Source organism: Candidatus Omnitrophota bacterium (assembly GCA_041648975.1).
Lineage (GTDB): Bacteria > Omnitrophota > Gorgyraeia > 2-01-FULL-45-10 > 2-01-FULL-45-10 > JAQUSE01.
This window is the reverse complement of the sequence record JBAZNZ010000011.1, coordinates 1-26,060: the sequence shown is the minus strand read 5'-3', so window position 1 is coordinate 26,060 and position 26,060 is coordinate 1. Positions and strand designations below refer to the sequence as shown.

24 protein-coding genes are annotated in these 26,060 nt (G+C 52.1%); all 24 read left to right on the top strand.

Features of this window, described 5'->3' with window-relative positions:
- Complete coding sequence (corA, locus tag WC592_04440; GenBank protein ID MFA4981700.1) at positions 1-975, top strand: magnesium/cobalt transporter CorA; 975 nt, start codon at positions 1-3, stop codon at positions 973-975.
- Between the two features lie 59 nt (positions 976-1,034).
- Positions 1,035-1,214: a hypothetical protein gene (locus tag WC592_04435; GenBank protein ID MFA4981699.1), complete on the top strand. Its 180-nt coding sequence runs from the start codon at positions 1,035-1,037 to the stop codon at positions 1,212-1,214.
- Positions 1,215-1,216: 2 nt separating this feature from the next.
- On the top strand, positions 1,217-1,951 hold the full coding sequence (locus WC592_04430) for a lysophospholipid acyltransferase family protein (GenBank protein ID MFA4981698.1): 735 nt from the start codon (positions 1,217-1,219) through the stop codon (positions 1,949-1,951).
- A gap of 86 nt (positions 1,952-2,037) precedes the next feature.
- The gene (locus WC592_04425) at positions 2,038-2,529 is read left to right on the top strand and encodes a CxxC-x17-CxxC domain-containing protein (GenBank protein MFA4981697.1); all 492 of its coding nucleotides are present in this window, start codon (positions 2,038-2,040) and stop codon (positions 2,527-2,529) included.
- Positions 2,526-3,479, top strand: a complete 954-nt coding sequence (locus WC592_04420; protein ID MFA4981696.1) for a M20/M25/M40 family metallo-hydrolase — start codon at positions 2,526-2,528, stop codon at positions 3,477-3,479. Before WC592_04425 ends, WC592_04420 begins: the two co-directional genes overlap by 4 nt.
- Positions 3,469-3,795, top strand: a complete 327-nt coding sequence (locus WC592_04415; protein MFA4981695.1) for a DUF4870 domain-containing protein — start codon at positions 3,469-3,471, stop codon at positions 3,793-3,795. Before WC592_04420 ends, WC592_04415 begins: the two co-directional genes overlap by 11 nt.
- A 4-nt stretch (positions 3,796-3,799) precedes the next feature.
- Entirely contained in the window at positions 3,800-6,238 is a 2,439-nt protein-coding gene (locus tag WC592_04410; GenBank protein ID MFA4981694.1) for a DUF748 domain-containing protein, read from the top strand.
- A gap of 18 nt (positions 6,239-6,256) precedes the next feature.
- Entirely contained in the window at positions 6,257-6,511 is a 255-nt protein-coding gene (locus WC592_04405; protein MFA4981693.1) for a Smr/MutS family protein, read from the top strand.
- 43 nt (positions 6,512-6,554) lie between these two features.
- Positions 6,555-7,790 (top strand): NAD(P)/FAD-dependent oxidoreductase, encoded by a 1,236-nt coding sequence (locus tag WC592_04400; GenBank protein ID MFA4981692.1) that lies wholly within the window; start codon positions 6,555-6,557, stop codon positions 7,788-7,790.
- A 145-nt stretch (positions 7,791-7,935) separates the two neighbouring features.
- Positions 7,936-10,263: a sodium-translocating pyrophosphatase gene (locus tag WC592_04395; GenBank protein MFA4981691.1), complete on the top strand. Its 2,328-nt coding sequence runs from the start codon at positions 7,936-7,938 to the stop codon at positions 10,261-10,263.
- A gap of 95 nt (positions 10,264-10,358) precedes the next feature.
- Positions 10,359-12,362, top strand: coding sequence for an APC family permease (locus WC592_04390; GenBank protein MFA4981690.1), 2,004 nt, complete (start codon positions 10,359-10,361; stop codon positions 12,360-12,362).
- A 15-nt stretch (positions 12,363-12,377) separates the two neighbouring features.
- A complete protein-coding gene (locus WC592_04385) occupies positions 12,378-12,626 on the top strand; it encodes an AtpZ/AtpI family protein (protein MFA4981689.1) in 249 nt (82 codons plus the stop codon).
- Positions 12,627-13,355: a F0F1 ATP synthase subunit A gene (gene atpB / locus WC592_04380; GenBank protein MFA4981688.1), complete on the top strand. Its 729-nt coding sequence runs from the start codon at positions 12,627-12,629 to the stop codon at positions 13,353-13,355. It abuts the gene before it with no gap.
- Between the two features lie 100 nt (positions 13,356-13,455).
- Positions 13,456-13,686, top strand: a complete 231-nt coding sequence (locus WC592_04375; protein MFA4981687.1) for an ATP synthase F0 subunit C — start codon at positions 13,456-13,458, stop codon at positions 13,684-13,686.
- 108 nt (positions 13,687-13,794) lie between these two features.
- A complete protein-coding gene (gene atpF / locus WC592_04370; protein ID MFA4981686.1) occupies positions 13,795-14,289 on the top strand; it encodes a F0F1 ATP synthase subunit B in 495 nt (164 codons plus the stop codon).
- Positions 14,286-14,822, top strand: a complete 537-nt coding sequence (atpH, locus tag WC592_04365; protein ID MFA4981685.1) for an ATP synthase F1 subunit delta — start codon at positions 14,286-14,288, stop codon at positions 14,820-14,822. The genes atpF and atpH overlap by 4 nt, the downstream gene beginning before the upstream one ends.
- Positions 14,823-14,826: 4 nt before the next feature.
- The gene (gene atpA / locus WC592_04360) at positions 14,827-16,347 is read left to right on the top strand and encodes a F0F1 ATP synthase subunit alpha (protein MFA4981684.1); all 1,521 of its coding nucleotides are present in this window, start codon (positions 14,827-14,829) and stop codon (positions 16,345-16,347) included.
- Complete coding sequence (gene atpG, locus WC592_04355; protein ID MFA4981683.1) at positions 16,344-17,201, top strand: ATP synthase F1 subunit gamma; 858 nt, start codon at positions 16,344-16,346, stop codon at positions 17,199-17,201. Before atpA ends, atpG begins: the two co-directional genes overlap by 4 nt.
- Before the next feature lie 69 nt (positions 17,202-17,270).
- A complete protein-coding gene (gene atpD, locus WC592_04350; GenBank protein MFA4981682.1) occupies positions 17,271-18,671 on the top strand; it encodes a F0F1 ATP synthase subunit beta in 1,401 nt (466 codons plus the stop codon).
- 10 nt (positions 18,672-18,681) lie between these two features.
- Positions 18,682-18,945 carry a F0F1 ATP synthase subunit epsilon gene (locus tag WC592_04345; GenBank protein ID MFA4981681.1) on the top strand — a complete coding sequence of 88 codons (264 nt, stop codon included), beginning with the start codon at positions 18,682-18,684 and terminating at the stop codon, positions 18,943-18,945.
- Positions 18,946-19,005: 60 nt separating this feature from the next.
- Positions 19,006-20,442, top strand: a complete 1,437-nt coding sequence (locus tag WC592_04340) for an MFS transporter (protein MFA4981680.1) — start codon at positions 19,006-19,008, stop codon at positions 20,440-20,442.
- Between the two features lie 51 nt (positions 20,443-20,493).
- Positions 20,494-22,356, top strand: a complete 1,863-nt coding sequence (locus tag WC592_04335; protein ID MFA4981679.1) for a DUF748 domain-containing protein — start codon at positions 20,494-20,496, stop codon at positions 22,354-22,356.
- 179 nt (positions 22,357-22,535) lie between these two features.
- The gene (galT, locus tag WC592_04330) at positions 22,536-23,546 is read left to right on the top strand and encodes a galactose-1-phosphate uridylyltransferase (GenBank protein MFA4981678.1); all 1,011 of its coding nucleotides are present in this window, start codon (positions 22,536-22,538) and stop codon (positions 23,544-23,546) included.
- 418 nt (positions 23,547-23,964) lie between these two features.
- Positions 23,965-26,060, top strand: a 2,096-nt coding sequence (locus tag WC592_04325; GenBank protein MFA4981677.1) for a putative Ig domain-containing protein, incomplete at its 3' end; no start/stop codon positions are given.

Genomic DNA, 26,060 nt, shown 5'->3' with positions numbered 1-26,060 from the left:
ATGTATGAAAATCATTATTACCATCCCGAGCATGGATTTAAGACAGGCATTACGCCGGAAGAGATGGTGAGCGCCACAAAAGACGAGAGAGCCGTATTGTGGCTCGACGTCTGCGATATAGACGATAACGATATAGACGTGCTTACCAATGTGTTTAACCTCCACCCGCTCACCGTTGAAGATTTTATTATGCCCAACACGCGGCCCAAAATAGAAGAGTTCCCCGACTACCTGTTTATGGTGATCATCTCCATACAGGGAGGCAATAACAGCCAGAAAGGCAAGATCGCCATGGCGGAGGTCGACTGCTGCCTGGGCAGGAACTTCCTCATCACATTCCACGGCGAACAATCCAGCTCTATCGCGACCTGCAAGGACAGGGTCAGGAAGCAGTCTCCCATGATAATGCACGGGGCCGATATGCTCCTTTATTCCATCCTAGAATCGTGCATCGATAATTATTTCCCCATCATCAACGAATTCGACGATATGGTGGACGTCATGAGCGACGAACTTTTCAAATCACCGGACCAGGGGACGCTCCAGAAGATATACAATCTCAAGAACGACGTTATGAACTTGCGGCGCACCATAGGGCCGCAGGCGGATGTCATAGGAATGCTGTCGAGGGGGACTTATAAGTATATAACGCCGTCGAATATCATGTACTTCAGGAACCTTTACGACAACATGGTGCGTTTCAACGATATAGTGGGGACGTCTCGCGACGTCATATCGGGCGCTATGGAGGCCTATGTCTCGATCGTATCGAACCGGCTGAATGAGATAATGAAGACCCTAACCATTATAGCCACCATAATGATGCCCCTTACGCTTATAGCGAGCATCTACGGTATGAACTTCAAACACATGCCTGAGCTGGAGCACGACTTCGGCTATCCGGGCGTCATATTAACCATGGGCGTCATAACTATTTTTATGCTTATGTTCTTCAAGCGCAAAAAATGGTTATAAAATATAATAATACGTAATGAAATGCCGTTTTAACAGCAGTATAAACCGGGAGGATAGTGATGGGGCTTTATAGCGAGAAGTGCGGATTCGGCAAGAGAAAAAAGAGCGTAACGGAGCAGAAGAAGATCAAGCGGTTGATGGTTCGCGCGACGGTCAAAAAACTGAAGGCCGCCGGGAAGCCGGTAGATCTGCAGGCTATAAATAAAGAGGTATTCGATAAGGTCCGCAGGAAGAGATAGTAATGAAGATCGTCATATCGATACTTATATGGATCGCGGGCGTTGTCATCACCGCGGCCGCTTTTCTTTCCAGCCTCATCATAAAGAAGATGCCTTTTCAGGTCGCCAACAGGGAAAGGCTTGTGCATGCCCAGTGTTTCTGGTGGGCGGACGCGCTCGTAGCCATGAACCCCTTTTGGAAGATCAAGGTGGAGGGGCTGGAAAATATCGACCACAATAAGACGTATGTGGTCGTCGCCAACCATCAAAGTTTTGCCGATATAATAATCATATATAAGACGCACATGTACTTTAAATGGGTAGCCAAGAAGAGCCTTCTTAAATTGCCTTTCATCGGCGGGCTGCTCTGGGTCAATGACCACATCATGCTTTCCAGGGGAGAATTCGGCAGTATAAAAAAGGTCTACAGGCAGGCGGCCGAGCGGCTCAGGAGCGGCGTATCCATGCTCTTCTTCCCGGAAGGCACGCGCAGCGGCACGGACGACATGAATGAATTCCAGAACGGCGCTTTTAAGCTGGCCATACGGGAAAAGAAACCTCTGTTGCCCGTATTTATCGGCGGCACAAGAGAGGCCATCCCCAAGGGCGGCTGGATCTTCAAGACGAAAGTGTCGGGGAGGCTGGTGATATTCCCGCCGATCGATACGTCGTCTTACCGGATCGCCGATTTTGCGGCTTTGAGAGACCTCGTGCGCGGTAAACTGCAGGATACCGCCGGAGAGGATGAAAAGATATGAGCAAGAAAGGTAGATAATTATATCCGTAACAGGCAATGCTAACCGCCGCTTTTCGAAGAAGCGGCATATAGAGAAAAAGGAGTAAGATGAAAAAGCAATCGAAACACAAAAGCTATTCTCCGCCGCAGGACAAGCCGGATATAACAGAGATGCTGGCCAAGATACAGCAGCAACTGGTTTTTCTGGAGAAGAAGATAGACTCGTTGATCAACAAGCCCGCGGCGAAGCCCTTCAACGCGGAACACGCTCCAAGGCCGTTCCAGCATTTCGGCAATTCACAGCGGCCCTCCGACGCGAATCGCGATACGAATTTCAGGGAGAGGACCCTTCATAAAGCGGTCTGCGCCGATTGCGGCAAAGGATGCGAGGTGCCTTTCAAGCCAAGCGGAGACCGTCCGGTCTATTGCAAAGAATGTTTTTCGAAGCGCAAGACAGGCGGCCCGTTCAAAAGTCACCGCGATGAAATGCCCAGGCATCAGGATAATCTTCGTGTAAGCGATTTTGGTAAGAGCCGGCATGAAGAGTCCCGGCATACCGGCGCGAAGAAGAAGGCGGGTTCAAAAAAGCGAAAAAAATGAAGCGGATCCTATCGATAACACTGGCGGCGTTCTTCATAATATCCGACGCATACGCCGGCGATACGATACGGGAACACGTGAAGTTCCTCTCGGCGGATATAGGCAAGAGGAACACGTCCAATTACGATAGCCTGCAGCGCGCCGCGGACTACATAAAAGAGGAGTTCATTAAATACGGTTATGACCCCGAAGAACAGTCTTACCATATGCAGAAGAAGGGGTTCCGGGATAAGCCTTACCGCAATATTATCGCCGTCAAAGAAGGTTCAGGCAGAAAAGATAAGATAATAATAATCTGCGCCCACTACGACACTTACTGCGAGGCCCCGGGCGCGGACGATAATGCCTCGGGCGTCGCCGCCGTCCTGGAACTGGCCAGGCGGGCGCGTGATGTAGACCTGGACAAGACGGTTAAATTCATCGCTTTTACGAATGAAGAGGTGGATATCCTGTTTGATGACCCCGATACGGGCAGCTACAGGTACGCCAAAGAGGCGAAAGCGACGCATGAGGATATAGAGGCTGTTTTATGCATCGACATGATCGGCTATTATTCCGATGAACCCGGTTCCCAAAAATATCCGCTCATCTTCAAATTCTTCTACCCGGATAAAGGTAATTTTATAGGCATATGCGCAGAGACGGGGTCGTCTAACCTGCTTCGCAAGGTCGTAGACGAATTTAAGAAGGCCTCCGACATGCCTGTCGAATACATGGCCGCGCCCGCGCCGCTTGTTCCTGAGTTGGTTACGTCCGATAACCGGGCCTTCTGGACGTTCGGCTATGAAGCGGTATGGTTTTCCGATACATGCATATACCGCAATCCATATATGCACACCAAAGGTGATACTTATGGAACGCTGGATTATCAGAGGATGTCCAGGGTCGTGGATGGGTTATACAAAGTAGTATTGAAACTGGCTGGAAAGGGGGCATTATATGGAGAATAAAAGTTTAGGTAAGTCGTCTACCGGCATAGAGCCGAATATGGCGGCGCTCCTGAGTTATCTGCTGGGTTTTATTACGGGAGTGATCTTTTATCTTGTTGAAAAAGAGAATAAGTTCGTCCGGTTCCACGCGATGCAGTCAATTATCGTATTCGGAACTCTGTTCCTGGCCGGCGTCATCATCGGGTTCATCCCCGTATTAAGCGTGATATTCTGGACGGCGGAGCTCGTTCTCTGGATAGTCCTTATGATAAAGGCATATCAGGGCGAGAAGTTCAAGATCCCGATAGCCGGAGATATGGCGGAAAAAAACGCGTGATCAGATGCAGAGAAGACGCCGGAAAAAAATAATATTCATCTTTCTCGCAGCGTTAATACTGATCGTATCGGCCGCGTCGGCGTATATGAATGCCCTGGCCCTGGCTTCGAACATGAAGCTGGCGCTCATGAATGAGATAGAAGGAGCTACCCGCAAGAAACTATTCTTTCAGTCGATCCGTGTCAATCCGGCCACAGGCCTCGTCATAGACGGTCCCGTCCTGTATGACGGCTCCTCCGTCGTCTTTAGAGCTAAAAAGGCAAGCTGTCTTCTTTTAGCGATGCCGGTCCTTAAGAAGATGATCATCATACCGGAGTTGAAGATAGAATCCCCGACGCTCCTGGTAGAACGCATGCCCGATAATTCGTTTCCGATACTGGAACTTATCCCGAAAGAGTATATCTCGCCGGGCGGCCTGAATGTAGCCATACGCAGGCTGAAATTAAAGAACGGCAGTATCGAGTTTGTCGACCATACGCTTGAACCTCCTTTTAAGAAGCGCCTGACAAAGGCCGATCTGGATATCCGCTTCTCTATCAGGAACAAGGTCGTCTTCACTTTTTCCGGAGCGCTCGAGACCGATCCTCCCGCCGGGATAAAGGCGTCGGGCGAATATTCGGTCCCGAAAGACGAATTACGCGCCGAGTGCGTGATCGACGACATACAGCTTATGGACTTTACGGAATATTACGGCGCCTCGGGTTTCTATTTTCCCGAAGGGACGGTCGGCGCGAAGATCTCGATCGACAGCGCAGGCGGCATAATAGATGCCGGGATAAAAGCCGAGACGAAGAGGCTTAATGTCCTGAAAGATAATATAAGCGCCCGCGTAGATTCGTTCATTAAGGCATATGTCCGGTACGATACAAGGTCCGGGCAGACAGAGTATGCCGGGACAGCCGATATCCGCTCTATGGACATCTCCGGCATAGAGGCGATCGGAGAGCTCAGTGGGATCAAAGCGAAAGTGGAGTTCGATGACTCCAGGCTGTCGTCCGATAATGTCCTTGTGGAGGCGCTCGGGATACAGTGGAAGGTGAAGATAAACCTGGTAAATTATAATGACCCGATACTCGATATATACGCAGGTTGCGAAACGGTGCTTAGCGCGTTCCAGAGGGGACTCGAAGAGAAATTCGGCATGGACCTGGGCGTTGTCCTTGCCGGCAAGGGAGAGATCGATTGCGCGATCCAGATACGGAGCGACCATCCGCCAAAGCTGAACGGATATATCCGCGCGCAGGACGCCATGATAAGACTGGGCGGCGGGAATATGCTGCTGGAACACGTCAAGGGGGAAGCGCATTTTACGCCGAACAACCTGAAATGGTCCGGGGTCGATCTTACATGCGGCGGCAAGGTCTATAAGTCGTCCGGCGAATTGACCAATTTCAAGTCTCCCGGGATCCAGTTGGATGTGTCGTCTAAAGAGATGTCGTTCGAGTCCGTCCTCGCCATTGCCGGCAAGACGCTGAACTTCTCGAAGCTCGACGGCAAGTATCTCAACTCTTATTTTTCGGTCACAGGCTCGGTGGATACGGGAGACCCAGGCGCTCTGCCGGCAAAGATAAAAGGCGTTCTCGATATCGATCTTAAGGACCTGAATGGGATAGCCGCCCTCCGGGAATTTCAGGACAAGGCAAAGGCCGAAGGAAGGGTCAACGCGGAATTTTCCACGGACGGCGATATTAAAGATATTAAGGGATGTAAGATCGAAACCGGCGTGAAGAGCGCTTACCTGTCGCTTTACGGCCTGAAACTCGAGAGGCCTACGATGAATTATTTCCAGGAAAAAGGCCTGGGGCAGATAAGGGCCTTGCGCTCTTCTTTTTACGGCGGGTCCCTATGGGCCGCGGCAAAAGTGGACTGGAACCGGAAAGACCTTCCTTATTCGGCAAACTTTGACATAAAAGAAGTCAGGCTTGAGTTGCTCAAGAAAGATATGGGTTTTAAGGACAAAGACGTTTCCGGCGATATCAAGATATACTGCGGTATTAACGGCTCATTGAAGGATGCGTCTGCCGTCGGCGGCGCAGGCAAGATATCGATAGCAAAAGGGAAACTGTGGCAGCTGGATCTTTTTAAGGGCCTGGGCATGCTGATATTTACGAGCGATTTCAGCGATATCGTATTCGCCGATGGGTCGTGCAACTTCAGGATCGAGGATGAAGCGTTCACCACGAACGACCTCATCTTGAGGAGCGGCCTTCTCGATCTTTCCGGGGCGGGGAGGATCGGGTTCGATAAGTCTATAAAAGCGGCGCTCAAATCCGAACTGGCCGAAGAGGCCATGTATCCGGGCGCGAAGATGAACCTGGCCGTCGCGATAGGGAAATATACTTATATCGACGTCGTCGGCACTCTGGAAGAGCCCATGTTCAAGATAAGGCCGAGTTTTTCCGATATGGCAGAGGATATAAAAAACGTCTTCAGGGGGGAATAGGCGAAGGAGGAGAGGACTGTGGCGAAGATCAAACTGGACCTGCATGATATATTCAATAAGGGCTGCGCGATCGAGGCGGAGTTGAGCCGGGTCGTGAGAGAGGCCGTCGAGAAGAGGATCGCGTTAGTTGAGATAATCCCCGGCAAAGGAAGCGGACAACTGAAGAAACGCGTCCTGCGGTTCCTGGATTCGCCGGAGATAAAGAGGCTCTATCATCGCGTAGAGAAAGACGACAAGAATTTCGGGAGAATATTTGTCCATTTCAGGTTCTGATATAAGGTATAATAGTAAGGGTCAGTTAATAAAGGATCTATCCATGATATATGACATAGCCGTTATAGGCGGCGGGGCCGCGGGAACGATGGCGGCGATAAGGGCCGGCGCGCTAAAGTCCTCCGTCTGTCTCGTAGAGAGGAACGACTCGATAGGCCGCAAGATAATGATAACCGGCAAGGGAAGATGTAATATCACAAATACGGCTTCCATCGACGTCTTTATGGAGAAGTTCGGCCCGAAGGGCGAGTTCTACAGGACCGCGTTCTTTGCGTTCTCTAACGAGGACCTGACGGAGTTCTTCCGCTCGAGGGGTTTGGAACTGAAAGCCGAAAGGCAGGGCCGCGTATTTCCCGTGACGGACAAAGCCCGTTCAGTGATATCTGTGCTGGAAGATTGTCTCAAGGAAAATAAGGTAGAAATTATCTATGGCGCGCGGATCATCAGCGTCGAAGGCCGGAAAGGGGCGTTTACGCTTATCTCGGAAGGCGGCGCCCGTCTCGACGTGAAGAAAGTGATCGTCGCCGCGGGAGGGGCGTCTTATAAGGCGACGGGTTCGACCGGGGACGGGTTTATTCTTGCCGGCAAAGCGGGGCATGCGGTAGCGACGCTCAGGCCCGCGCTCGTCCCGCTTAAGGCCAAAGAGGCATGGGTCAAAGATCTTCAGGGGATCGGCCTCGAGAACGTCCGCATAACTTTCCACGTCGGTAAAAAGAAGATCGTCTCCGAGATAGGCGAAGTGATGTTCACGCACTTCGGCGTATCCGGGCCGCTTGTCCTGGACTTAAGCGGTGAAATAATGTCCGCCGTTGAAAAATACCCGGAGATACCGATGACCATCGACCTCAAACCGGGCCTGAAGAATGAGCAGTTAGAGTCCAAGCTCGTCAATAAATTCACCGTTAAAGGCAACGTCCAGATGAAGAACCTCATGCAGGATATATTGCCTAAAAGGATGATAGACGTATTCTTAAGGCAATTGAATATACATCACGGTAAGAGGACGAACCAGATAACAAAAGAAGAGCGCGCCGCCATTATCAGCGCGCTTAAAGCCTTTAAGCTGACTATTACCGGCAGCCTTCCTTTAGAGGAAGCTATGGTGACTGGCGGGGGAGTGTCGATGAAGGATATAGACCCTAGGACGATGGAGTCTAAGGTCGTGCCGGGGCTCTATTTTGCGGGTGAAGTTATAGAGGGCTCGGCGCCGAGCGGAGGCTACAACCTGCAGCAGGCGTTCTCTACGGGCTATCTCGCGGGCAGTCACGCGGCCTCATGAAAAGGATTGACCTTAGCCCGATTTGGTGTTACAATCATGTCAAAATACTATATAATAATGTCTTCTGGGTATGGTAAGCTGGAAGACATTTTTTTATACCAAACTTATAATAAGATGATGGGCGAAGCAGAAAGGAGTAACAAAAATGATAGCAGGGATCACGACGTTTGAGCTGGTTGCGATATGGAGCGTTATGGGGATATCTCTTCTGGGACTTCTCTACGCGCTCTTCCTCCGCAGCCAGATATTGCGCGAGGATAAAGGCACGCCTAAGATGCAGGAGGTCTGGAACGCCATACGCGAAGGCGCGGACGCTTACCTGCGCAAGCAGTTATTTTCCATACTACCGTTAATAGTACTTCTCACATTCGCGCTCTTCTTTTCCGTATATATAGTTCCGCCTTCCCAGGAAGCGATGCAGAGGTTTGCCGGCCGTTCGGAGGACGCTGTCCGCCTGATCGTAGGAATAGGACGGGCTCTCGCGTTCGTTATGGGCGCGATCTTTTCGCTTATCGTGGGGCAGCTCGGCATGCGCATGGCCGTACAGGGCAATGTGCGCGTGGCCGCGGCGTCGAGGAGATCTTTCGGCGACGCGCTTCGCATAGCTTATCGTACAGGGACGATCACCGGTATGCTGACCGACGGCCTCGGGCTTTTCGGCGGCACTATCATATTTATAACGTTCGGCATAGCCGCGCCTGACGCGCTGCTCGGTTTTGGTTTCGGCGGCACGCTCCTCGCGCTCTTCATGAGGGTGGGCGGCGGCATCTACACGAAAGCTGCCGACGTCGGCGCCGACCTCGTAGGGAAAGTCGAGGCGGGTATACCTGAAGACGATCCGAGGAACCCGGCGGTCATCGCGGACCTCGTCGGCGATAATGTAGGCGATTGCGCCGGTATGGCAGCCGATATATTCGAATCATACGAAGTAACTATAGTATCCGGTTTGATATTGGGGCTTGCTCTCTACCACCTGACGCACAGGCTGGAATGGATAATCTATCCGCTCCTCGTCCGCGGCATAGGCGTCCTGTGCTCCATAATAGGCACATACGCCGTTAAGGGAAGCCAGTCGGCTAAGAGCGACAACGCTATGCACGCGATATTCAAAGGATTCGTTACGTCGGCGTGCATATCAATAGCGTTATTCGGCGCGCTCGCGTATTTCTATATGAATAAACTTCCGGGCGGATGGTGGAGGCCGTTCCTGGCTACTGCCATCGGTGTGCTGCTCGCTATAACGATAGACCGCCTTACCGAATATTTTACCGGCACCGAAGCAAAGCCTGTCCGGGAGATAAATAAATCGACGCGCACAGGCCCGGCCACAACGATACTATCCGGCATAGCTGTCGGTTTCGAGTCTTCCGTATGGTCTATACTCGTCATCGCCGCGACGATATTCGCCTCGATACTGATATTCGGTTCGATGCCGGATGTGTCGGCCGTCGAGCGCATCACTTATATACTCTACGGTGTTGCCATGACAGGCATAGGTATGCTGACGCTTACAGGCAACAACGTGGCCATGGACTCCTTCGGACCGATCGCGGACAACGCGAACGGCATCGGCGAGATGGCATGGCACGCGGAGAATGATGAAAATACGCGCTCGGCCCGTAAGATAATGGCGGACCTCGACGGGGTGGGTAACACCACAAAAGCCATTACTAAAGGCGTGGCGATAGGATCGGCGGTAATAGCGGCCGTATCGCTCTTCGGTTCATATATGGTCGACGTCAGCAAGGTCCAGGCTTCGTTAGGCATGGCCGCGGCCGACCAGCTTAACAGTATAGGTATACGTGTTTCCGTTCCCCAGGTCTTCGTGGGTATGCTGATAGGCGGCGCGATACCGTGGCTCTTCTCCTCGTTCTCCATCCAGGCGGTCAGCCGCGCGGCCTCTTTGATCGTTTTAGAAGTCAGGCGCCAATTCCGCCTCGGGGTCCTGGACGGTACGGTGAAGCCCGATTACAAGCAGGCGGTGGCTATATCGACGTCCGCGGCGCAGAAAGAGCTCGTGAGCCTGGCTATTATATGCATAGCTTCTCCTATCCTCGTAGGGCTTGTTCTGCAGGTAGAGGCTCTCGGCGGTTTCCTGGCAGGTATAATACTTTCCGGACAGCTTTTGGCGGTATTTATGTCGAACGCCGGAGGCGCCTGGGATAACGCGAAGAAGACGATAGAAGACGAAATAAGCAGCGTAACCGATAATACGGGCAAGGGTTCGGAGCGGCACAAAGCCGGCGTAGTCGGCGACACGGTCGGCGATCCGCTGAAGGATACCGCGGGCCCGGCGCTCAATCCCATGATAAAGGTCGTCAATCTCGTCTCGGTCATAATCGCGCCGATAGTCGTGCAGTATAATAAGCTCGGGTTCGGCGGCTGGCTCACTGTGGCGATACTATGCGCGGCTCTCATATGGGCGATATTGCACAGCAAAAAGTCGGCTCCGGAATTAGCGCAGCAATCGTAAAAAATCAATCTCCGAGGTGAAGACCTACGAGGTGTGACGGGTCGAAGTAATCACACCTCGTAGGTGTAATTAAAGTGTTTGACTGAAGGTTATGCGTGGACGATCAGCCTGAACCGTCACTATTTAAGAAGATAAAGGGTCTGCTCATCGGAAAGGCGAGGAGTCTCCAGGAGCCGAACCTTTTCCATAAGATATCGCTCGTCGCTTTCTTCGCATGGGTGGGGCTCGGATCCGACGGCTTAAGCTCCTGCTGTTACGGCCCCGAAGAAGCATTCCTCGCCTTGAAGAGCCACATGTTTTTGGGAATATTTGTGGCTCTTGCCACCGCGGTAACGATATTTGTCATAAGCTACAGTTATTCGCAGATAATCGAACTTTTTCCCCATGGCGGCGGCGGATACCTCGTCGCCAGCAAATTGCTTTCGCCCACAACAGGCATGGTCTCCGGCTGCGCGCTCATCATAGACTATGTCCTTACCATCACGATATCGATAGCCAGCGGCGCCGACGCGCTTTTCAGCTTTCTTCCCAGAGAATGGTACCCATACAGGCTCGCTTTTGCCGTAGTGATCGTGTTTGTGATGATCTTATTGAATATGAGGGGCGTAAAAGAATCTATCCTGCCCCTTGTCCCGATCTTCCTCGCTTTCATAATCACGCACGTTTTCGCGGTAGTGTATGGTTTCATTACCCATGCTTCGGATCTTGGAGCGGTCGCCGGGGCTACTGTGGCCGATGTCAGAAGCGCGACAGCCGAGGTAGGTGTAGTCGGTGTGCTCATATTAATAATGCGCGCGTACAGCATGGGCGCCGGGACATTTACAGGTATCGAGGCTACATCCAACGGTGTGCCGTTTTTGCGGGAACCCCAGGTAGAGACCGCGAAAAAGACTATGAAGTACATGGCCGTTTCCCTCGCGTTTCTCGCCGTAGGATTGATGCTTGGATATCTCTTTTACAAAGTGCAGCATCAGCCCGGCAAGACCCTGAATGCCGTCCTTTTTGAAAATATGACCGCCAATTGGGGCGATATCGGCTCTATCTTCGTTTTAGTTACGCTTTTTTCCGAAGCGGTCCTTCTTTTTGTCGCGGCCCAGACGGGTTTCCTGGACGGCCCCCGGGTCATATCCAATATGGCGCAGGACCGGTGGTTCCCGTTCCAGTTCGCGCTTTTAAGCGAACGATTCGTCGCGCAGAACGGCATACTCCTGATGGGCACCGCGTCGATCGTATTGATGATCGCAAGCCGCGGTTCGGTGAAATATCTCGTCGTTCTTTACAGTATAAACGTCTTCATCACGTTTTTCCTGTCCCAGCTCGGCATGGTGCGTTATTGGTGGAGGAAGAGGAACAAGATCAAGCGTTGGCTGAAGAAGATATGTATAAACGGCCTGGGGTTGGCGATGACCGCTTTTATCCTTATGTCCATCATAATTATTAAATTTCATGAAGGAGGCTGGGTCACTATCTTTATCACAGGCTCTCTCGTAGCGCTGGCCATGACGATAAAACGCTACTACAACGGGACGTTGACCCTCCTGAAGCGTCTCGACACTCTTATAAATGTCACCGATCTTCCGAAACCTGAATGCTCACAGGGGCTCGCGTTGGAGAACGGCGCAGCGCCCAAGTATGACCCGGAGTCGAAGACCGCGGTCATCCTCGTCACGGGGTTTAACGGCATGGGGCTTCATACCCTTTTCAATGTGATGCACCTTTTCGGCAGCAGTTTCAAGAACTTCTTCTTTCTCGAGGCGGGCGTAGTCGGCGCGGGTAACTTTAAAGGCGCGGAAGATATAGAGAAGCTCAAACACCATGTCGTAAAAGGTTTAGACCGTTATGTGGGATATATGAAGAAACAGGGTTACTACGCCAAAGGTTTTTCCACTTACGGCACGGATGTGGCGGATGAACTGTCGGATATCGCCATTAAGATATTCGAAGAGTATCCCCGGACCGTATTTTTCGGAGGCCAGATAGTATTCGCCCAGGATACGATATTCACCAGGATGTTCTATAACCATACTACTTTCGCGGTCCAGCGCAGGCTTCACCAGAAAGGCATACCGTTCATCATAATGCCTGTCCGCGTGAACTAAAGACCGGATAAACCTATGGCGATTGACGGAAAGCGAAGGAGCGGCGTATACAGGTGGATAAAGATAGGAGGGCTCCTCTCTTTTCTGCCTTTTGTCATGGCCGCAGGCCCGCTGGGCGGATATTTCCTGGGGGATTACCTGGAGAAGAGATTTGGATCGCCGTCCTACGTGTCGCTTATTTTCATAACACTGGGTTTCATCGGAAGCGTCGCGGAGACGGTCAAGATAGTCAAGGCAGCTCTGCAGGCGGAGAAGAAGGGTTAAATGACTGAGTCGCCGAATTTAGTATCGCTCATTGCCGATTCGCTCGAAGGGACTCCCGCTAAAGAGTTCCTGCTGGCGTGGGAAAATATCATATTCTCCGTCTTTATCGTCGGCGTCATAACGATAATAGCCTTTTTCGCGTCGAGGAAAAAGGCCATGGTCCCCGGGAGGCTTCAGGCTGCCTGCGAACTGTTCGTCGGCGGGGTGGACGATTTCGTCTGCGGCATAATAGGCCCCAAAGGCAGGAAGTATACTCCTTTTATCGGGACCCTGTTCATATATATCCTCTTCATGAATCTATCCGGCCTTATTCCGCTGATGAAATCATCTACGACTAGCTGGTCCATAACGCTGGCGCTCGCGATCTGCGTCTTTTTCTATATCCAATACGCCGGCATCAAAGAACTCGGCTTCCTCGGCTATATAGACCACCTTTTAGGCAAGCCTCGCGGGATAGTGGCCTTTACGATATTCACGCCTGTTATGATGCTATTCCTCCATATAGTAGGCGAACTGATAAGGCCGATAAGCCTCTCGCTCCGTCTCAGGAGCAACATATGGGGAGACGATATGCTGCTCGCTTTCATATCCGGCTTCGGCGTTAAGGGCGTCCCGCTCTTGTTCTTTAACAGCCTTATCGCGATACTGGCGTCGGTAGTGCAGGCCGTCGTATTCTGTCTGCTGACGACTATATACTTCGCGCTTGTATTGTCGCACGAAGAGGCTTAAAATAGTGTAGTTAAAGATGTAGTCCCTCGCCACATGAGTTAGATTACAATGGCTCGGGACGATTTGTCAGAGTGAAATTACAACAAATCGGGGGTGGAACATGGATTATAAGGCAGTGTTGTCTATAGGCCTTCCGCTTGGATTGGGGCTTGTGGGGTTCGGTTCGGCGATAGCGTTGGGTAAGGCCGTCGCAGCCGCGATGGACGCGACGTCCAGGCAGCCGGAGGCGTCGACGAAGATATTAATAAATATGGCGACGGGCTGCGCCTTTATCGAGGCTCTTACGATATACGCGCTCGTCTTCGTATTCGGCCTGGCGGGGAAAATCTAAAAAAAGTCGTAAGTTGTAAGTTATAAGCTGTAAGTGGTATGCTGTAATAAATCAGTGTTTACAACTTAAAACTTACCACTTACAACTAAACCCGGAAATGAGTTTACAATGGAATTATTCAAACTTTTAAGCGCAAGCCAGATAGTCGCTCAGGTCGTGAGTTTCCTTATACTCTTCGTCCTGCTGCGCCTTCTTGTCTGGAAAAAGTTCCTTAAGATACTGGATGACCGCAAGGAGCGGATCGCGTCCGAATTCAAGGGGATCGAGGACGCGAAGGCCCAGACCGTTAAGCTGAGGGGCGAATACGAGGCGAAGCTCACGAAGATAGAAGACGCCGCGCGAGCGAAGATGCAGGAGGCGATAGCCGAGGGTAAAGGCGTTGCCGCCGAAATAGAGAAGAGCGCCGAGGCCCAGGCGCAGAAGCTGATCCTGGCCGCAAAGGATACCGTGAAGGACGAACTCTCAAAAGCGCGCGAGGTTCTTAAGGACGATATAGTGGACCTTGCGATAGAGGTCGCCGAAAAGGTGGTGCAGGAGAAACTGACCGAAAAGACGGACAGGAAGATGGTGGAGGAGTTCCTGGAGGGCGTGGAGAAGAAATGATACTCGCGAAGAGGTATGTCGACGGATTTCTGGAATACGCCAGGGGCGCGATAGGATTTGAGGAGGCGCTCGAGGAGCTTAAGAACGCCAAAGACGTCTTCCGCGACAATCCTGAATTTTTAAAATTCCTGGGCAAGCCGGTAATAACCTATAATGAAAAATGCGGCGTTATAGACGAGGTATTCGCAAAAAGTTTTTCGCAGGACCTGCGCAATTTTTTGAAACTGCTCCTGAAAAAGGACCGTGTGGAGATATTTTTCCAGATAGCCGATTACGCCCGTATTAAATACGCGCACGGCGAAAAGGTCGAAGCTGTCCTGAGCACAAGTTACATGCTGGATACAGACCTGGTCCGGTCGATAAAGGACGCCATGGAGCGTAAGATGAATAAGAAGCTCCAACTCTATGTGAAGCTGGATCCGGATCTACTCGGCGGGGTGAAGGTGGATGTCGGGAATAAGGTGATCGACGGATCCGTGAAGAAACGTCTCGAAGAGATAAAAGAGAAGATGACGGCGCTAAGGATGAGTTGAAATAATGGAACTGAGACCCGAAGAAGTAACGTCTATAATAAAGAAAGAGCTTGAGAAATATAAGACCCGTGTCAGGATGGAGTCTACGGGCACGGTCCTGCAGGTAGGCGACGGGATCGCCCTCGTATACGGCCTCGACGACGTCATGGCCGGAGAACTCGTAAAATTCCCGGGCGACATAACGGGCATGGTCTTCAACCTCGAAGAAGAGTCGGTCGGCATAGTCATCTTCGGCGACGAGAAGAATATAAAGGAAGGCGATATAGTAAAGAGGACGTACAAAGTGGCCGATATCCCGGTCGGTGACTCGCTAGTGGGAAGGGTCGTCAACTCCCTCGGCAAGCCTATAGACGGCAAGGGGTCTGTAGAATCACACAGGCGCAGGCCTCTCGAGGCGCACGCGCCGAGCGTCATCGAACGCCAGCCCGTTAAGGAACCGCTGCAGACGGGAATAAAGGCCGTCGACGCCATGATACCGATAGGCCGCGGACAACGCGAACTGATAATAGCCGACAGACAGACCGGAAAGACGGCTATAGTCCTCGATACGATAATAAACCAGAAGAATAAAGGCGTCTACTGCGTCTATGTGGCTATAGGGCAGAAGCTGTCGAATATAGTATCGGTCCACGATACGCTGGAAAAATACGGGGCCATGTCATATACGACGATAGTGAGCGCCTCATCCCGCGCGGCGGCTACCTCTCAATATCTGGCGCCGTATGCCGGCACCGCCATCGGCGAAGAGTTGATGTATTCGGGCAAGCATGCGCTTGTCATTTACGATGATCTCTCCAAGCATGCCCAGGCATACAGGCAGCTCTCTCTGTTATTAAGGCGCCCGCCGGGCAGGGAGGCGTATCCCGGCGATATATTCTATCTCCACGCGCGTCTATTGGAGCGCGCCGCGAAATTAACCGATAAACATGGAGGCGGCTCGCTTACGGCCATTCCTATAATAGAAACGCAGGCCGGCGACATCACGAGCTACATACCCACGAACGTCATCTCGATAACTGACGGCCAGATATATCTGGAGAACGACCTTTTCTACGCGGGCATCCGCCCGGCCATCAACGTGGGCCTTTCCGTTTCCAGGGTGGGCGGCAACGCCCAGAAGAAGGCGATGAAACAGGTGGCGGGAAAACTCCGCCTCGACCTGGCCCAATACAGGGAGCTCGCGGCCTTTACGCAGTTCGGTTCTGAGCTCGACAAGACGACGCAGGCGCAGCTCTCGCGCGGCGAGCGGATGGTAGAGCTGTTGAAGCAGGGGCAATATGAGCCGCTCCCGCTTTCTAAGCAGGTCATGATCCTGTACGCGGGGACTAACGGTTTCCTGGACGACCTGCCCGTCGCCGCCTTGCGTAAATTTGAAATAGCTTTTTATAAATATATGGAGAGTCTGCATCCCGACATCGAGATACAGATAGAATCGAAGGGCGAGCTCGCCCCCGAACTTATGGACAGGCTCAACAGCGCGATAACGAAATTTAAGGAAGAGTTCAAAGCAGAGTATAAGGTATGATCCAATCCTTGCAGAATATAAAACGCAGGATCCGCAGCGTCGAGTCTACCCGCAAGATAACGCGGGCCATGCAGATGATCTCCGCGGCGAAATTGAACCGTGTCAGGTCGACGCTATTCCAGTCACGGCCGTATTTTAATAAACTGGAGACGATATTGAACGACCTGCTCGCGTCAGGCACGGAGGTCAGCCATCCGCTGCTCGAGAAGCGTCCGGGGGGCGGCAGCATAGCCCTCTGCGTGATGACATCGGATACCGGGCTATGCGGCACATACAACCACGCCGTAATGCGCTCGTGCGGGGAGTTCATGAGAGCGTATGATAAAGACAAGGTGAAGCTGGTTCTGGTAGGGAAGGAAGGATATAATTTTTTTAAGGCTCGCGGTTTCGAGATAAGCGGATATTACGTCGGGCTGCACGGAAAATATTCGTATGAAGCGTCGAAAGATATATCCGACGGCCTTATCGCCATGTTCCTCAACAATATCGTCGATGAGGTCTATACCGCGCATACGCATTTCAATTCTATGCTGCGTTACAAGATAAAGGTGCAGAAGATCCTGAACATCGAATATACGAAAAATGAAGCGGGGCTCGAGTACCTGGTAGAGCCTGATATCAGGGCCGCCGCCGATTCGCTTATACCGGCGTATATATCGGAAAAGCTGCGCCTTACGCTCCTCGACGCGTTCGCGTCGGAGCACTCGTCCCGCATGATCGCGATGAAGGCCGCGACCGACAACGCGGACGAATTCATCGACACGCTTACGCTGATGAGGAATAAAGCGCGGCAGGCCTCGATCACCAGAGAGGTGATCGAGATCGCGTCCGCCGCCGAAGTGCTGAGAGACTGAACGGGAGCTTCATCCCGCCTGGAGTCAGCTGGGGGCGGGATTCAGCCAAAGCTTGGATAGGAGCTTCATATGGCATATGGTGAGATAATACAGGTAATAGGGCCGATAGTCGATATAGTCTTTCCGGAGGGAGAGGCGCCGCAGATATTGAACGCCATCAAGGTCGAGGATAAGGAGAAGTCCATTAATTTGACGCTCGAGGTGGAACAGCTTACGGGGAATTTTACGGCCCGCTGCATCGCTCTCGGGCCGACCGACGGGCTCGCGCGGGGTATGAAGGCCAGGGATACGCTCTCTCCGATCACGGTTCCGATAGGAGAACAGACGATAGGCCGCATATTCAACATGCTCGGCGATACTACGGACGATCTGGGGCCGGTCGCGCATCCTGATAAACGCGCCCCCATACACAGGCAGCCGCCCTCGTTCCAGGAACAGGTGCCTGTCTCGGAGATGCTTGAGACGGGCCTGAAGGTCATAGACCTGCTGGCGCCATATCCGAAAGGCGGCAAGATAGGGCTCTTCGGAGGCGCCGGTGTGGGAAAGACCGTTATAGTGATGGAACTAATACGTAATATTGCCTCCGAACACGGCGGCGTATCGGTATTCGGGGGTGTGGGCGAGAGGACGAGAGAGGGAAATGAGCTTTGGCTTGAACTGAACAAGTCCGGCGTAATAAAGAAGACGGCTCTCGTATTCGGCGAGATGAGCGAACCGCCGGGCTCCAGGTTCCGCGTGGGCCTCTCGGCGCTCACGATGGCCGAGTATTTCCGCGACGAAGCGGGTATGGACGTCCTTCTTTTTATCGACAACATATACAGGTTCGTCCAGGCCGGTTCGGAGGTCTCGACGCTCTTAGGCAGGATGCCGTCGGCCGTCGGCTACCAGCCGAGCCTCGCCTCGGAGATGGCGCAGCTCCAGGAACGTATCGTATCTACGAAACGCGGTTCCATAACGTCCGTCCAGGCGGTATATGTCCCGGCGGATGACCTCACCGACCCGGCTCCGGCGACTACATTCTCCCATCTCGACGCGTGCATGGTCCTCTCGAGGCAGATATCGGAGCTCGGCATATACCCTGCCGTCGATCCGCTCGAATCCACATCGCGCATCATGGACCCGAAGATCGTCGGCGAGGAGCATTACAATACCGCCGTCGGCGTCCAGAAGGTCCTCCAGCGTTATAAGGACCTTCGCGATATCATCTCGATACTCGGTATAGACGAGCTTTCAGAAGACGACAAACTGATCGTTGCCCGCGCGCGCAAGATACAGAAATTCTTTTCCCAGCCTTTCTTCGTCGCGGAGGAGTTCACCGGGACTAAAGGCAAGTATGTGAAGCTTGAGGACACGATAAAAGGTTTTAAGATGCTAATAGAGGGCTTGCTCGACGACCTTCCCGAGCAGGCGTTCTATATGGTCGGCACTATCGAAGAGGCAATCGAAAAAGGCAAACAGCTGAAAGCGTAAGGCTTATCTAATGGCAAAACCGTTCAACCTCACCATACTCTCTCCGGAAAAGGTCGTATATGAAGGCAGGGCCGTTTCCCTGGTCGTTCCTTCCGAATCAGGCTTCATGGGAGTGTTGGCCGACCATGCGCCGTTAATAGCTAATCTGCGCTCCGGCAGGATCACAGTAAAAAAAGAATCGGGCGATCGCGAGATATTCAATTCGGACCGAAACGGATTTATAGAGGTTCTGAAGAATAACGTAACGGTCCTCATCGCTTCCGGTGTAGGGTAGGTTTAAACCTCCCCTACTATCATAGATTTGTCATTACTCGAGCAAAGAAGCGAGGTAGCATTGGCAGACGAATACGTCATAGAAGATAAAAAAAAGCAGCTGCTAGTTATCGTCATCATCTGCCTCGTCGGTTTCCTCGTGACTTATGACTACGCAAGCCTGAACATTTCTCTGTCTGTTATAGCCAGCCATTTCAAGGTAAGATTGATCGATGTAGCGTGGCTCCCCACAATATACCTCTTGATAATAACGAGTCTGCTTCTCGGTTTCGGCAAATTGGCCGACATCGTCGGCTACAAAAAGATATTCCTGGTCGGCGTTAGCGGATTCGCCGTCGGCGGCTTCCTGTGCGCGATCTCACCGACGTTCCACACGCTTCTCCTGGCGCGCACGTTCCAGTCGTGCGGGCAGGCGGTCTACAGCCCGATGGAGATAGTGCTCATCACCGCGTTTTTGCCGCAAAACATAAGAGGCAGGGCGTTCGGGTTGTATGCCATGTTCCAGGGTTTCGGCATGGTTGCCGGGTCGCTTCTGGGCGGTTACATCAACAGCGTCCTTAACTGGCGTTACAACTTTGTATTCTCCATCACCGCGGGCATCTTTGTCGTCCTGTTGTCCTTGAAAGTCCTGCCGTGGAAACACATCCCGCCCGCCGAAAAGAGGTTTGACCTTCCCGGCGCGGCGCTGCTGTTTTTCGCCCTCGGCGCCCTTCTCTACGCGGTCAATTCCATGTCGAAGCCGGTCTTCGACCATCTCGCGGTATTTTCGTTCGCGGCCGCGTCGCTAATATTGTTCGCCGTTTTTTTCTTCAGGGAAAAGACGGCGCCCGCGCCGCTGTTGGACCTCAAGCTTTTCAAAAACCTCGATTTCACTTTCAGCGTCGGCGCCCTGTTCCTCGTCATGGCCCTGGTTATAGGCTTCATCTTCCTGTTCCCTTTTTATCTTGAAATGGTAAGGAGCCTGGATATCGCAAAAGCGGGTTTAATCATGACATTCCCTTCCGTACTAATGATGCTTATTGCCCCGGTTGCCGGGATCCTCTCGGACCGCATGGGCTGCCGCAGGATATGCGTTGCCGGAGCGGCCCTGATCCTGGTCGCCTTCATAATGCTTTCTTTCGTGGGGCAAAATTCGCCGGATGCGCTTATAGCCCTGGCGTTGCTATTCCTGGGGATGGGAATGGGCCTCTTCATAGCGCCGAACAACAAGCTTGTCATGGGCCATGTGCCGGCAGGCAGGCATGGCGTCGGCTCCGGCGTCTATAAGATATGCGCGAATGCCGGATCGTCCATGGGCCTGGCCGTCCTGGTCCTCATAACCTCGCAGATAATCCTTTTCAACGCGGCAAAGATGCACATACTGTTCGCGGAGGTCCGGGAACACCCGGATATAGCGATAACAGGGTTCCGCGGGGCGTTCGCATTCGGCGTATTGCTCAGTGTCATTGCCCTTGTCCTGGCGTCACTGGCCAAAGATGCTCCGCAGCATGGCGAGTGAGATTTAGATTGAATAAAAAAGAGGACGTTATCGATGTTTTCATATATTAATATGCCGTTAAAGGTGATGAGATTCCTGCAGGCAAACATCTCTCCGCGCGAAATGGCCCTCGGGGTATGCCTGGCGATGTTTCTCGGCTTCATCCCGTTGAACGGGCCTATTGCGCTCCTCCTTATGGTATTCTTCCTTGTCTTCAGGATAAACCGGATGTCGACGCTGGTTGCCCTGCCGCTATTCAAGGCCGTATATCTTATGGGAGCAAGCAGGCTTACAGAAAGCGTCGGTACATATCTGCTGGCAGGCGCCGATTATCTTGCCGGGATGTGGAGGTTGATAACACACATGCCCGTCATAGCGTATTTGGATATAAATAATACGCTTGTTGCCGGAGGGCTTGCCGTTTCGGCCGCGCTTTTCGTTCCGGTTTACCTCATTTCAAAAAAGATAAGCGCTGTTATAAACGCGAAGTATCTGGATAGGATCAGAAATTCGGCGTTCATGGCGCGGATATCGGGAAGGAAGCGGGCCGCCGGAGCCGCCGGCCCCGGAGCGGCGCCGAAAAAAACTCTGCGGCATGTAAATATACCCGGTATTATTATGATAATAGCCGCGCTTCTGATATTCCATTTCGGGGTGGGGCTCATCGTGAGCCCGGCAGTCACCTCGTTCCTTGTGTCCGAGATAAATAAGCATGACGCCGCTATACATATAGGTAAGGCGAATTTCTGGCCGCTTACGTTATCGGTCACCATAAACGATTTTAAGGTATTTGACCCCGATAATAAGGATGTGCGTATCGCGAAGGCGGACGATGTCTCGGTCGGCATAAGCCCGTTAGCGCTACTTAGGCGGCAGATCGTCTTCTCGAACATGCGCATGAGCGGCGCGGAGATAGACCTGGTCGGCGAGCCTGACGGTTCTTTTAATGTCGAGCGGCTGGCGAAGAAAGAGGCCGCGCCCGGCGAGAGCGCGTGGCAGCTTGCCATGAAGAAGAAGGACTGGTTTGGTAAGGCATGCGAGATGGTGAAGAGCCGCTCTTCCGGGGAGGCCCGGGAGAAGGCCAGGGAAGCGGCTGCCCGCGCCAGGAAGGTGACTAAGACGGTTGAAGAACTTCCGAAAGGAAGGCTAGTCCGTTTCAAGACGCAGAAGGACCTCTATCTTTTCGAGATAAGGAACCTTACGATAGATAACGGCCGCGTTAACATCGAAGCCGAAGGCGGACAGAAGGTAGAGGTAGAGCGCGCGAAGGTCCGTCTGGGAGGGCTGAAGTATGACCCGGAGAACGGGATGGCCCTGGACCTTGTGGAATTTAGAGGCGTTGTAAATAGGGGAGGATCATCCGCCGGCAAGTTCAATATCTTCTTCTCTAAAGGCTCCGGCGCGCCGTCCGGGAATGTCCGCCTTGACGTCGAGCTCGATGACATCGACCTCGACGCGGTCCGGTTTATTTATGAGGATTCATTACCCGTTAAGGTAAAAAAGGGCGCTCTTACGATGAGGTCGAAGACAAACATACGCGGCGACTCCATAGATTCACGCAATGATATAAAGCTGAAGAACCATCTGCTGGAACAGAAAGGCGCCGGCGCGACGGCCGTCGGCATTGTGCCTGTCGGAGTGATAATCGACGCGCTTAATATGATAAATCCCGCGGAACTGAAATTCAATATTACCGGCACAGTCGAGAAGCCGGAATTCGGCGGTTTCCAGGAGTCGCTCATGAAGCTTGTGAAGCCGTATATCACCGACATTGGGGAGAAGTTAAAGAAAAAGGGGATCGACGCGTTGAAAAAGCTGATCAATAAGGGCAGCGGCGACAAAAACGCGGAAGGGGTATCTTCGGCGGACGCCTCCGGACAGAGCGAAGACATCAACGATACGATCAATTCGCTAAAATCGCTATTCAAGAAGTAGCACCATTTATTCTTCGAGCAAGCTCTAATTTAACTCTGGCGCGTCGATACCTCGACAAAAGCTCGGTATCGACCCTGAGCGAAGTCGAAGGGTCGAGAAGAACCGATATGAAGAAGTTCTCGATTCGCCTATAAGAAACCATTGCTCTCTCGAACAATAAAAGGCGCTGGAGGTAATGGATGTCGGAATTAAGATATAACATGATATCGCGCGACTGGGTGATAATAGCGCGTGAAAGGGCTAAGCGGCCTTCGGACTTCAAAAAGGCCAAAGGCGTTGCCGTCGAGCTTCCTGCATATGAGGCGGCTTGCCCGTTCTGCGCCGGCAACGAAGGAGACTGTAAAGACGAGACGTTTCGCGTAAAGGACGGCTCAAGCTGGAAGGTGCGCGCGGTATACAATAAGTTCCCGGCGCTCTCCCCGGCGCTGGAGAGGACGCGGACGCTCGACGGCCCGCACCACTTTATCAACGGTTTCGGCGTCCACGAGGTCCTGGTAGAGCACCCGCGCCATAACATGACCATACCTTTTATGAAGGACGAGGAGGTTTTCGACATCATCAGGATGTATAAGGACCGTTATGAGGCTATCCAGCGCATGGGCGGCATCGAGTCCATAATAATCTTTAAGAACCACGGAGCGCAGGCAGGCAGTTCCCAGGCGCACGCCCATTCCCAGCTCGTCGCCACCCCGATAGTGCCGCCCGCTATCAGGACGCGGGTAGAGCAGGCGACCAGATACAGCGATATCACCGGCGAATGCATGTTCTGCGGCATCCTGAAACAGGAATTGTCGGAAAAGGCCCGGCTTGTCCTGGAGACTGATTCGTTCGTGACGTTCGTCCCTTACGCGGCGGCAATGCCTTTTATGATGTGGATCGTCCCGCGGCGTCATACTACGTCTTTCGATGAGATAAATGAGGCGGAGATAGCCGACCTGTCGCGCCACCTGAAGACGGTGCTGGGCAAGCTCTATTCGGCGCTCGGCAACCCCGATTTCAATTACACCATCCGTTCGATACCGGTCAAAGAGAAGGGCGACCAGCATTTCCACTGGCATATAAATGTCATCCCCAGGATATCCCAGCCTGCCGGGTTCGAGCTCGGCTCCGGGATCTTCATCAATTCCTCGGTCCCCGAAGACTGCGCCGAATTCCTGCGCAAAGCTAAGGTACCTGCAGTTAACCAATGATCTATGTTTAACCTCGTAGGATGCCTATCAGTTATACCGCAAAGGCAACCTACGAGGTTTTAACTTGGAATAACCTACGAGGTGTGACGGGTTTGAGTAATCACACCTCGTAGGTTTGCAATGGTTAAGTCAATTTCCACCGACGGGGTACTTTAAATCTCCGTCGGGACGGCATTCCAAAAATCGGCCTGTAAGGAATAAAAAAGTTAGTTTTTTTCAGTTGACTTAGTTCCACTTAAATGTTATCATCAACCTACATAACTCGGGAAACAACCTGAACGGAACGGAAAATTTGGAAACAGCACCATCGATCCCCAATAGTAGCAAAAATGTTTTGCTTGACGCTATTGGGGATTTTTTATGTCTTAAATTTTAATATTTAATAAGTACATTTTTGTAAAAAATTAAAGGAGGCGTCATGAAGGCTTTGAGGAATTGGTCCGGATTAAAAGCGGTTCTGTTTGCCGGTATATTTTTTGCGCTATCTTTTGGGTTTGCCTGTCAGGCGTCCGCCGACGATAAATCTATAACCGTCACTTATCCGAACGGAGGAGAGGTTGTTTCGCCGGGCGCGACTCAGACTATAGAATGGACCAGCACGGGAGATGTCGGAAACGTCGATATCAAGCTTTCCGTCAATAACGGCGCTTCATGGATGAACATAGTAACGGATACGATAAACGACGGCACCGAGAATGTCACTGTGCCGTATATGCCGAGCGCAAACTGTCTTATTAAGGTAAAGGAACATACCGGGACAACCTTTGACAATTCTAACGCCGCGTTCCGTATCAACACGCCTCCGGTCCTGGATCCTATCGGCGACCAGTCTACAGATGAAAATTTACTGCTTGAAATCGGGCCGACCGGAACGGACGCTGATAACGATGTTCTTACATATTCCGCGGACAATCTTCCTTCAGGCGCGACTTTTACCAATGGCGTCTTTTCCTGGCTGCCGACTTATCAACAGGCAGGCAATTATTACAATGTCCATTTTGAGGTGACGGATGGCTTCGATGTCTACGCGGAAGATATAACGATTACGGTCAATAATGTGAACACTGTGCCTGTCCTTGAGCGCATCGGCGATATGGTCGTGAACGAGCCTAATACATTGAGCTTTGACATATCGGCTACTGATGAGGACGGAGATGTGCTTACGTATTCCGCGTCAAATTTGCCGGGTGGAAACTTTTTCCCTGCAGACCGGGCATTTACATGGGATACAGACTACCAGAGCGCAGGCGTCTACCCGAACGTCCACTTTGAAGTAACTGACGGTGTAAATGTAGTTTCTGAAGATATAACGATCACGGTCGATAACGTGAACACGCTGCCGTTCCTTAACATAGAAGGCGCTAATTCTATAAATGAAGACGATACGCTGGCCGTAGACCTAGCCGCGAGCGATGAAGACGGAGATCCTCTGACTTTGTCGGCGGTTAATGTGCCGGACCATGCTAATTTTACTTCAGTCGGGAACAGCGGGACCTTTATATGGACGCCGGATTACGACCAGGCAGGCGACTATTCCATACGTTTCGAGGTGACTGACGGTGTTAATATAGTTGCTCAGGATTTTCCGATCACGGTCAATAACGTCAATCGTCCGCCTGTCCTTAATTCGATAGGCAATAAGACGGTCGATGAGGTCCAGGCTCTGGCTTTTACAGTATCAGCTACGGATCCTGACGGCCAGACGATCACCTATTACGTAGAGAATTTGCCGGACGGCGCGGCCTTCGACTCCGAAACAGGGGCGTTCAACTGGACACCAACCTATGAACAAGCAGCGCTTTATGAGAACATAACTTTTACTGCTTCCGACGGCGACCTGTCCGATCCTGAAACCATCTCTATCATAGTAAATAACGTCAATCGTTCGCCTGTCCTTAGTCCTATAGGCAATAAGTTGATAGATGAGACTATGCCGTTGACATTCACGCTCTCTTCTACTGATCCGGACGCGGATGATGTCACATATACATGCACGAACCTGCCCGTTGGCGCCGCTCTTGATCCGAACACAGGTGTATTTACATGGACGCCCGCGTTTCCCGGCACCTATGAGAACGTTCATTTTGTAGTTACGGATGATTCTCCGGACGGAGTGTTGACAGATACGGAAGACATAGCGATATACGTCGGTTATCTGCCGGTCATCGATCCAATTGGCGCTCAGAGCATCGATGAAGGCCAGGCGCTTAGCTTCACGATTTCAGGCAGCGACGCGGACAATGACCCGATAGCATATTCGGCGGCAAATTTACCAGGTGGGGCGACTTTCGATGCCGGCACAATGACTTTCTCATGGATCCCCGGTTATGACGCCGCGGGCACATCACAGACAAAAGATTATACGCTTACCTTTACGATCTCAGACGGCACCGGTACAGATACAGAAAATGTCACCATCACCGTCAACAACGTCAACCGCGCCCCGGTATTAGGCGATATCGGAGCAAAGACCGTAGCCGAAGATGTCGAATTGAGCTTCCCGGTCCTGGCCAC